We start from the raw sequence: 10,916 nt of genomic DNA, 5'->3' as shown, positions 1-10,916 counted from the left end.
TAACAGAAGAAGAATACACTCCTCTTTGGGATATAAGACTATAGAGGAAATTGAAATAGAATTGTATAATCAAAAAATAGCAGCATGACTCTTATCTAATTGTCCACTTTTTTGTTGCAAGTCCATATCGCCATCGCCGCGTACAAAACAGCAAAGGGAACTCCCGATCTACAGATTGCCAGAACTACAGTTCGATATGGACCCTGCCCAAGGGACGAAGTTCTATTTGCAGGATGTGCTCAACGGCATCCTCCAAAAACACAAAGTACGCAGTTTCGGGGAGCTGGCAAAACTCGTAAAACCCTATCACATACAATTAAGGCAAACAAAAAACATATCGGGAAGGATAGGCGTGGCCTATGGCCTGGACAATCAAAAAGGCTACAGGACCCGGTTCATCAACGGCTCCACCGTGCACAAAAGCTTGAGCGGCCCGAAACTGCAAAAGGTCTTCGAGGCCAATTCAAAATCGAAGCTACTTCCGATGCACCGCAAACGTTTGCTGAAACAAATAGAAACTACCTATGGCCTCTTCAAGACAATTCGGTCTAAGGAATTGGCAGCAGTGCTCAAGGAATATCAGGACATCGATATCAAACTGGACAGAAAAGGGGATGCCGTCAAGGGATATACCATCCATGACAGATCGGGATATGTATTCACGGAAAGGGAGCTGGGCCAAAATATCCGAATAGAGAATCAAGCGGATATTTTTGGAAACGACGATGAACCCACGGAAATCGATACCAATAGCAGGCAGTTCGGCATAGAGATGCAAAAACTGATAAAGGAGGCATTCCAAACATCATATCATAAATCCCCAGAAAGGAAAGGACTGCTATCGGAAAGTATCATGACCAAGAGCTTATCGGATATCCTTCCATATATAGCAACCTCAAAAAGCTATATTTTCCTTGAGCGCTATTTGCCAGGTAATCAAAAAGAATTGTTGGGGGAAGCTCTTGAACGGGAATTCCCAACGGTCAGGGATAGATTGTTCCAATTGGAGACCAAGAAGGAAATGGAAACCTTGAAAGATAAGTTCAACCTTATCGGCAAGGTCTTGGAAAACTGCATAATCGATGTCGGGATGGAAAAGGGAAGCGTCCGGCTGTTGTTCCAAGCTTTGGGGGTAAAGTATCACGATAACCAGTTGTCCTTTGCCAATTCGAACAGGCATACGGTCCCAGTCCGTTTGGAAAATTTGCCTTTCCCCAAGGCCATGGAGGAATATGTATCCACTGGATTCGTACGTCAAAATCATTCGGTGCTGGAACTATTGGCCGAAAAAAATTCGGAAAACAGCCCGAAGCTGACGGCATCCGCTTTTTTCCTGCCCACGATTTTTCCAAAGCTTTATGAAAAAATGGATCCTGTTTACAAAAAGCAATATGAAAGTGTCGCCTTGGGTTCCTATGTGAAATATGCCGAACGGATGCATGCCCCTTTTGAAAAATCGCCAAAGGACTATATCGCATTTTTCAATGCCAAAGGGTTCTATTTTACGAGAACGGAAAAAGGATTCGAGGTCAAATCCATCTATACGGACAAAGGAACAAGTTGCACGCTCTCTAAAAGGACGGGCAGTTATTTGAATTCCATTCCCGATGTAACTAAAATATTAGGGAATCAACATATCGTTATCAACGGACTTGTTAGAGATGGCAGGAACCATCTGAAGAACCTATGGGCGGGACATCTTATGGAAAGGGGAAGGTACGAAAGGGTAGCTTTTATGCTCACATATGAAAAGAGCTACCCCAACCTGCATCCAGAGATGGTCACGTACCACATGGACAACGGGCTTCGAAAAAACGTGGGCGACGCAATCAACAGGCGATATAGTATCCAACAGAACCGCTTATTGCGAAAAGGAGTGTACGCCATAAGTTCATTATTGGGCAATAGGGGCAAAGGAGGAGAAGAGGTCTATAACGGGTTCAAGGATGAACTCACGGATTATTCAAAGTACAAGGGCAGGGGGATGTCGATTTAAATTTCTATAGATTTCTTCCTAGGTTTCATTAGTCCCAAAAAAAGTTCGTGGCCGTTTAACAAAAATGGTTTGTAGAACGGGTAATGTTTCAAAAGACCTTAGTTTTATGAAACCAAGTTCATAATTGTCGAATCCAACTATTTCAGAATCCTTGCAAAATTGTAGCTCGCATTCACCAGGTTTACGTAACTCGTTTCCATTGCCTCTTTAAGCGTTGATATCCCCCGAACTATAGAAATTACATAGGCAAGACCAAACTCTTTTTGTTGTTCAATGGAAATGCTCGCCGATCCGCATAAGGCGGCTACAGGAATATGCTTTTTTGCGGCAGAATTCACTACTCCGTTAATGGTCTTGCCCGATAGGGTTTGTTCATCCAACTGGCCCTCTCCGGTGATAATCCAATCAATTCCTTCAATAGCGTTGTCAAAATCGGCCAGTTCTTTTATCAAATCTATGCCGGAGGTCAATTGTCCTTTAAGGAAGACAACGGCACCACCTCCAATACCTCCGGCCGCACCAGAACCGGCTATTTTTTGGAGTTCTATACCGAACTGTTCCTTAATAATCTTCGCATAATTACGGAGTCCCTTGTCCAGAATTTCTACTTCTTCCAGTGAAGCTCCTTTTTGCACCGCGTATATTTTTGCAGCACCGTTGGCGCCATAAAAGGGATTGGAAACATCACAGGCCACTTTAACTTTGACCTCCCTAAGTTTTGGATGTATATTTGAATTATCCACCTTTTTGACAGCTATAAGGTTTCTTCCAATGTGGTCGAGCTCTTTACCATCTTTATCAAGAAATAGATAACCCAGGGCATTCGCCATACCCATACCACCGTCGTTGGTAGCGCTTCCTCCGATACCTAGAATAATTTCAGTCGCTCCTTTTTCCAAGGCATCCGCAATAAGCTCCCCAGTACCGAAAGTAGAAGACTGCATACAGTTTCTTTCTGTGTCTTTTAACAATTTAAGACCCGAGGCCTCTGCCATTTCTATATAGGCGATATGACTTTCTGGGGAGTAGATATACGAAGCGCTAACAGGCCGGAACAAAGGATCCTTGACCTTTAGTGTGATTTTTTCACCTTTTAGATAGTGTTTAACAACGTCGATGGTACCGTCTCCACCATCGGCTAACGGCATTTTACGGATTTCGGCATCCGGGAAGACCATGCGGAGGCCATCTTCAACCGCATTGCAGAATTCAAATCCCGTTAGGGAACCCTTAAACTTATCGGGGGCAATTACGAATTTCATTGATTATACGTTTAATTTAATAGGTTGGGCAAAGAGATGCTGAAAAGCACTATGGCGACAAAATAGGCCAACAATATGGCGACTTCTTTTTTGCCGGAATAATAGACAACTTCCAGACCTTCGTTGACCTGTCTTTTAACAGTAAAACTAACAGCTAGTGCTACTGCTATGGTTACGAGACATCCTAGTGCGTTCCACCAGAACCAAAATATTTGAGGTACGTACAGCCATAGGTATATATTGAATAGTACACCCACCACTATTCCGATATTTGCACCCAAGGCATGGGTTTTCTTGGTTAAAATGGCAAGTATGAACGCAGCCAAAATTGGGCCATAAAAAACAGAACTGATCTTATTGATTACCTCAATAACGGTGCCCTCGATATTACCGGCGAAGAAAGCAAAGAAAAGGCAGACCAGACCCCAGAAAATGGATAAGAGTTTTGAATAGGTCATATACTGCTTGTCCGGCATATTGGGTTTAAATCGTTTTACAAAATCTTCCATAGTAACAGCGGATAGGGAGTTCACCGTTGAACTTAAGGTGGACATTGCTGCGGACATGATGGCCACAATCAATATGCCTATTACCCCATTAGGTAAATATTTGATGATAAAAACGGGCACCATCAAATCGGCCTTTTTTCCTGCCAAAGAGGAAATGTTGGCTTGATAAACAGCTTCCATTTGTTCTTGAAATCCTATATCCTGCACCAATAAGGTACCCAACACAAGACCCATAATACAGTAGGTCAATGTAAATGGAAATCGAAGCAGACCATTGGCCATCATCAATTTTTTTAGATTGGACATGCTGCTAGAAGACAGTAATCGCTGTGATTGCGTCTGATCTGTTCCGTAATAGGAAGCATACAGAAAAAAGCCGCCGATGACCATTGGCCAGAACCCGAATTCATCGTTGCCATCCCCATTATTGAAGCCCCATTTGTTAAAATCAACAGCTGTAATTCGGTCTTTATCAACATGAGTCAAGAAATTATCGATACCGCCTAATTCACTAAAACCATAGAATAGGCAAATTATGATGCCAATAAATAAGATGCTCATTTGTATTACATCTCCCCAAATAACAGCTTTCATACCCCCTTGAAAAGAGTAAATCATTGTTATTAGGCCGATGATTAAAATAGATATCCAAAAGTCCAACTGAATGGTAGCTTGCAAAATTAAAGCCATTGTATAGACCATAACGCCTGTAGCTACTGACCGACTGATTTGAAAAACAAAACTGATAAGAAGTCTGGATGAAGCATCAAAACGCTTTTCCAAATACTCATAAACACTTACAATTCCTGATTTGTAAATTGTGGGCAAAAGGGCTATCAGCAAAAACGCCATGGCTAGGGGCACACCTAGTTCATACGTTAGCCATTGCATGCCACCCCCATCTTTAAGACCAACAAAGGCCGGTGCTGAAATAAAACTTATGGCTGATAGTTGGGTTGCCATGGCCGACAGGCTCAACGGTAGCCATGAGGTTTTTCTTCCCCCTAAAAAATAATCGTTTCCCGTATTGTTTTCCTTGAACAGGAAACCCAAACCTAAGAAACATATTAGGTAAACGACAATTACGATATAGTCTAAATAATTCATGAGTTAAAGTTTATTGGCTAATTCAGATTTTACTTTTTCATACCACTCGTGCCTGAGAATACTCATTAAAATGGCATCGGTTCTTCCTTCACTATCAATTGATGGGAACATATTTCGCAATACGCCTTCTTTTTTACATCCCACACTTTTCATCGCCGCAATACTTATATTGTTACTGGCATAAGCCCCAAAACCTATTCGTTCCATACCCAATTGTTCAAAGGCGAATTCAAATAAAAGATATTTGCAATGCTTGTTCAGGCCCGTACCACGAAAGGCCTTTCCATACCAGGTGTGTCCTAGTTTTATTGTTTTCAGCACGGATGAATACTCATAAAATCGGGTAGTTCCGGCATATTGATTCCTCTGCTTGTCAAATACTACAAAAGTATACTCTTTAGTCGCTTTACGATTTTCGATTGCCGACTGCACATACCTCTTAAGACTTTCAGTATCATTACCCTTATCAAAGAAGTATTTCCAGATTTCTTTGTCGTTTGTGATTTCCGATAAGGATTCAATGTGGTCTTCACTTAATGGAATTAGGCTTACATCTCCATCCGTCAAGTGATAGTCCTTTAAAAAGTCGAAAATAATAATATCATTAGGCAAAACTCAAAATTTAATTTTTTAAAAGATCTATGAATAGTGCAGCACTCCAAGAGAAATTGTCTCCTCCGTAGCCTAATCTATTAATCTCTCCGTTATCCTTACGACAATCAAAATATTCAAAAAATCCGTCGCGCTCGATCAATTCTATGGAATCTTTTTTGATTCGCTTCGCCACATCATTAAATTTATAATTTTTTAGTCCATAGTAGAGCATCCAATTCATATTGATCCAAACCGGCCCCCTCCAATACTTACGAGGATTAAATCGGTCACTGGTTGGGTCAAAAGAGGCGCATAGATATTTGTCTTCACCTCCAAATTTGTCCATCATTGTTTTAATCAAAATTCCTGCTCTTTTTTGATCAGGTATATTGGCGAATAGAGGAGAAAAAGAGGAAGAGGAAACAAACTGGATAGGTCTATTATTTCGCAAATCAAAATGTACGTAAGCTCCCAGTTCTGTATCAAACAGTTTTCTATTGAAATTTTCAATACTTTTCCTATTCCAGTTTCTCAAATTCTCTTTTTTGGGTTCGTTGCCACCAATTAATTCATAAAGTTCCAATAAGGCACTATTTGATTTTATCAGCATGGCATTGAACAGGGGGTCTTGTACTAAAAAGGGGGAAAGTTCCGCGATTTTAACGTCATCGTAATTATGTTCCTTTGCAACGTCTATAAGGTATAAATAGTGATCATATTCCCGGTTTGAAGGCCTTTGAGAGGCATCAACATGAGTGGTATCCTTACGGTCAAAGGTATATTCAGGCGGATTCATGGTCTTCCAGATATCGTCCCAAACTGGGGAATTGTCGGTGCCTGATTCCCAGTTATGGTAGATGTACATCAACCCTTCATTTTGAGGATCTCTATTCGTATAGAAATACATATGATTTTCATATACTTTAACAATTTGTTCCTTGATGAAGTTCAACATAGATTCCTTATCCTCGGCAATGCGATACATTTCCTGAAGGACGAAACCTGTTACTGGAGGTTGGGTCATTCCAGTGGATTTATATTTTTTTGACGATTTGGGATGCAGTTCGGACTGATGAAAATCGGCTCCAGGAAAATAGGAGTCGTTATCCGTGTGAAATATAATATGTGGGATGAAACCATTATCCCATTGCGCGTTGAGCAAGGTTCTTATTTCCGTTTTTGCCTTTTCTATATCGAAGTGGGCGAAGCCTATCGCGATAAAGCCTGAATCCCATTTCCATTGAAAGGGATACAATCCCTTACTTGGAATGGTGAAGCCTCCTTTTTGAAAATTGTCTTCTAAAATATGTTTAGCTTTTTCTAGTAGTTGATAATTCATAATTTATAGAGGAAAAAAAGACATCGGCAGTGCAATACCACCAATGTCTTGTTGTTATAAGTAAACTGACTTAAAAATTAAAGGTTGCAGTAAAGAATAACCTTCTTGGTAAAATAGGTCTTCCGACAAAAAACTCGGATTCCGACTGACCAGCAGAACCGGCTCTTGGATTACCTTCGGTGATGCCCTCACTATCGAACAGGTTGAAAACGGAAACTCCCAAACGAACGGACTGATTGTCATCAAGTTTCGCAAAAGTATATCCCGCACCTATTCGTGCAATAGTTATTGCGTCCAGTTCAATATTATTGGTGTCATCGGTAAATTTCTTTCCTGTATAGTTGAACCCAAAATTGGCATCAAAAGCGGAATTGTCATAGTATAGTCCCAAAGCACCCAACAAGTTTGGCTGACGTGCCAACTCATTGCCCACATTGGCTTCAGCGGAAGTACCGTTTACCAAATCAAAATCGATATTTTTAGTAATCTCATGGGCCTGATAGGTCAGGTTGCCACGGAGATTCAAATTATCAACAATGGTATAGTCCCAAGTAGTTTCCAGACCGATAGTCCTGGTGTTCTGCTCAGCACGCGTTTCGTCTATCAACTGCCCACCAACGATGGCCTGGCGAATGGAAACTCGGTCGGTTAGCCCCACGTAATACCCAGCGACTGATCCCGTAAAATTTTCGTTGCCAAATTTGGCACCTGCCTCAAACTGTATGATGTTTTCAGGGTCATATACACTTTCAGAAATACCGGGAACCGGTGCAAATCCTCTTAACTGCGGAAAAAAATACCCTTTTGAAAAGTTTGCATAGAGGTTGGTGGTTTCTGTCAATTCGTAGAGACCTGCCAATGAAAGGGCCCAAGCATTGGCCTCTACTTTTGTCCTTAAAAAAGTACCGTCGGCAGATTGTACATCACTTAACTCAGTAGTTATGTCCGCATCGGTATAAACCGTTTCAGAGGCAATACCTCCACGGTTGTTTTGTCCATCTGTATGCTCCCATCTGAATCCGACATCAAAACGCCATTTATCAAAAATCATCTCATCGGTCAGGTATAGAGCAAGTCTATTTTGGGAGAGAAAATTATTCGCTGTCTGTCCTATTCGATTGTACAATCCACCTTGTGAATAGACCATATTATTACCATTCGAATCAGTATAGTTTAAATTTACCAAACGCGGATCATTGTTGAATTCTGTCAAAACTCGAAACTGGTAATTTATATCTTCAGCCTCGGTTCTGGCGATGAATGAACCAAGTGTAACGTTATGACTTCCCCCATTCGAGGTTTTGATGGTTTTTGTCAAATTGATCTCCCCTGAATAATCGGTCATAGGCCGTAAACGGTCTACATGTAGATTATCAATGACCAAATCAGAACCATTTATTTGTCCTCCTGCTCCACTTTGGTAAGTGGCGGTATACCCTTGATTTCCTGGGGCAATACTTTCTACATAGTTATTAAGGGTGATAGGGTTTCCATTGTTCCCATTTCCTCCAACATACAAAGCAAAATTATGCTTGTAGTTCGCATATTTAACTTTTGAAGTTAATCTAAGATCATCACTAAAGCGATAGTTGAAATCTCCTAAAAGATAACCACCGGTAGTTGAAACACCGTCGGCTATAGGACTGTTATAGACTCCCCCAGGAGTATTGAAGGAAGTGTTGGCTAAAGCTCCTGTTAACAACTGCTCTACAGGTTTACCATCATTACCATTAATTCTTTCACGGTCTCCTCCCGAAAGGGGTATAGGTAAGTAAAATTGAGCCTTGTCGTTTATAAACTGGCCATGTAAGGTGAACGAACCATTATCGAATTTTTTCTTGATATTTCCCCTGAATTGAATACCCTTTGTTGGTAGGCCTACATCAATAGGTCCTCTGTCATGTCTCACAAAACCAGTAAATGCATAATAAGTGTTAGAATCTTCACCACCCAATTGACCCCCACTATAAAAGTCGGTTTTGAGCCTGCCTTGGTCGGCCACTTCAAGATTGATCATGTTGCCTGGATTGGTATCACCTGTCTTACTGGTATAGTTGATAATTCCCGCTACAGAACCTGCACCATATAATACTGCAGCACCACCCCGAACAAATTCCACACCTTTGAACCCAATATCGGGTCTAGCGTAAACATCATGTGCGGAAGAGTTAAGTCCGAATGAACTGATTAAAGGCATTCCATCATATTGCAATGGGTTGAAAACGTACTGTCCACCTGAAGGAAGACCTCTAACAAAAATATTACTGGCCGTTTCACCACCACCACCTTCTGCTGTAATACCAGGAACACTTCTAAGAATATCGGCTTGACTATTTGCAGATAATTTGGTGATTTCCTTCATTTTGACAGAGCTAATAGATAAAGGCGCCTGTTTTTGTGAACGGAATGTACTCGAAGCGGTTAACACCACTTCATCTAATTGTTGGCCGCCTTCCTGCAATATAAAATCTACTGCTATGGCTGTGCCATTTAGGTCTATGGTTTCGTCCATAGTGGTAAAACCTAAGTATGAAACCCTTAGTATTTGGCTTCCCGTAAGATCGGAACTAAATGTATAGTTACCATCAAAATCCGATATCGTACCGGAAGTACTACCTACTATAAGAATGTTAGCTCCGGGAATAGGCTCTCCGGAATTGTCGGTAACGGTACCTGAAATATCGGTCTGTGCGTATGAGCTTGCACCTATTAGAAGACCGATTACCGCAAAAATAATTTTCTTCATGATTTCTAGTTTTTAGTTATTAGATGAGTTAATTATATTAGTGAATCGTGATAATAAGGTCAAAACTATCAGAATATCATACTATTTATAGTTAATTATTACAATATTCGTATGCAAACGTTCCCGCAAACGTTTGCAATTTATTTTGTAGTATTGTTATATCACTGATTTTTGTCTAATTTATTGATTTGCAGTTATGAACAAAAAAAGAAACACCACCTTAAAAGAGCTTTCAAAAGTCTTAAACCTATCGATTTCGACCGTTTCAAGAGCCTTAAATGACCATCCAGATATTAGCCTAGGAACAAAGGATAAGGTCAAAACGTTGGCGAAGCAGATGAAATACGCACCCAATCTGTTTGCCAGAGGTTTTCGATCAAAAGAGACGCATATTTTAGGGGTTATCGTACCTAACATAACCCATTTGTTCACTGCTACTATCTTGAAAGGTATTTTGGAGGAGGCAGAACTTCGTGGCTATAGAATCATCATTTCAGAATCTAATAATAGCCAAACTAAACAAGTTGAAATGTTGAATACCATGACCCAATTTGGCGTGGATGGCGTTTTAATGTCACTGGCAAGAAAGACCACCAGAGTGGAAGAAATGTTAGAAGTTTTAAACCGTTTACCTATTGTGCTTTTCGACAAAGTTTCAAGTAAAATTCCTTGTACCCAAATTGTAATCAATGAAGAAGAAGCAGCCTATAATGCCGTGGAACATTTGATAGAATTAGGAAAGCAACGGATAGCCATTATAAAGGAGACAGAGAACTCCTATAATTCTGAAAAAAGATATGCAGGTTATTTGCGCGCCTTAAACCAACATGGTCTGCCTATACGCGAAAAAATCATTTTGAGTACGGAGGATATTTCATTGGACAATGGAAGGAGACTTACGAATATTCTATTAAGTCAAAAGAAACGCCCCGATGCCATTTTTGCAATTACGGACAATGCGGCCATAGGAGCAATAAAAGCTTTACATAAGTTTAAGGTTAAAATTCCAGAGGAAATTGCTGTGGTCGGATTTAGTAACTCGGTATACTCTACCATTATTAGTCCTGCTTTGACTACAGTTGATCAACCTGGGGATAGGATAGGACGTACTGCCATTAAATACTTAATCGATGAGATTCAAAACCCCAAAGATCAAATTATAACAAGGACCGTAGAGATAAAGACTAGCCTTATTGTGAGGGACTCCTCCTTTATGGCCTAGTAATAGTGGTTTTGAAAAACGGCCGTGGCCGTTGCAGAACTCCAATAAACATCAATTTTTGCTTTTATAAATGTGTGGAAATGCGTAAATTAAAGGTATGCAAGGCAGAAAGAACTATACCGAAAAACTGTTCCTCAGCTT

7 protein-coding genes are annotated in these 10,916 nt (G+C 40.5%); 2 read left to right on the top strand and 5 right to left on the bottom strand.

The window, feature by feature from the left end; translation table 11 throughout:
- The first annotated feature begins 175 nt into the window (after positions 1-175).
- Entirely contained in the window at positions 176-1,996 is a 1,821-nt protein-coding gene (locus tag CWD90_RS22415) for a hypothetical protein (RefSeq protein ID WP_157941308.1), read from the top strand.
- A gap of 137 nt (positions 1,997-2,133) precedes the next feature.
- Here the strand turns inward: CWD90_RS22415 and CWD90_RS22410 are convergent, their stop codons facing one another.
- The 5 genes from CWD90_RS22410 to CWD90_RS22390 form a co-directional block, all read right to left on the bottom strand.
- A complete protein-coding gene (locus CWD90_RS22410; protein ID WP_103478288.1) occupies positions 2,134-3,258 on the bottom strand; it encodes a glycerate kinase in 1,125 nt (374 codons plus the stop codon).
- 11 nt (positions 3,259-3,269) lie between these two features.
- Positions 3,270-4,874, bottom strand: coding sequence for a sodium:solute symporter (locus CWD90_RS22405; RefSeq protein ID WP_103478287.1), 1,605 nt, complete (start codon positions 4,872-4,874; stop codon positions 3,270-3,272).
- 3 nt (positions 4,875-4,877) lie between these two features.
- The gene (locus CWD90_RS22400; protein WP_239986594.1) at positions 4,878-5,486 is read right to left on the bottom strand and encodes a GNAT family N-acetyltransferase; all 609 of its coding nucleotides are present in this window, start codon (positions 5,484-5,486) and stop codon (positions 4,878-4,880) included.
- A gap of 10 nt (positions 5,487-5,496) precedes the next feature.
- Positions 5,497-6,807, bottom strand: coding sequence for an MGH1-like glycoside hydrolase domain-containing protein (locus tag CWD90_RS22395; RefSeq protein WP_103478286.1), 1,311 nt, complete (start codon positions 6,805-6,807; stop codon positions 5,497-5,499).
- A gap of 70 nt (positions 6,808-6,877) precedes the next feature.
- Entirely contained in the window at positions 6,878-9,553 is a 2,676-nt protein-coding gene (locus CWD90_RS22390; RefSeq protein ID WP_103478285.1) for a TonB-dependent receptor, read from the bottom strand.
- A 196-nt stretch (positions 9,554-9,749) separates the two neighbouring features.
- Between CWD90_RS22390 and CWD90_RS22385 the strand changes: the two genes are divergently transcribed.
- Positions 9,750-10,775, top strand: a complete 1,026-nt coding sequence (locus tag CWD90_RS22385) for a LacI family DNA-binding transcriptional regulator (protein ID WP_103478284.1) — start codon at positions 9,750-9,752, stop codon at positions 10,773-10,775.
- Positions 10,776-10,916: the final 141 nt, after the last annotated feature.

This window comes from Arenibacter catalasegens, assembly GCF_002909235.1.
In the GTDB taxonomy this organism is placed as follows: domain Bacteria; phylum Bacteroidota; class Bacteroidia; order Flavobacteriales; family Flavobacteriaceae; genus Arenibacter; species Arenibacter catalasegens.
The sequence above is the reverse complement of the archived record's forward strand: the minus strand, read 5'-3'. Positions and strand labels throughout refer to the sequence as shown.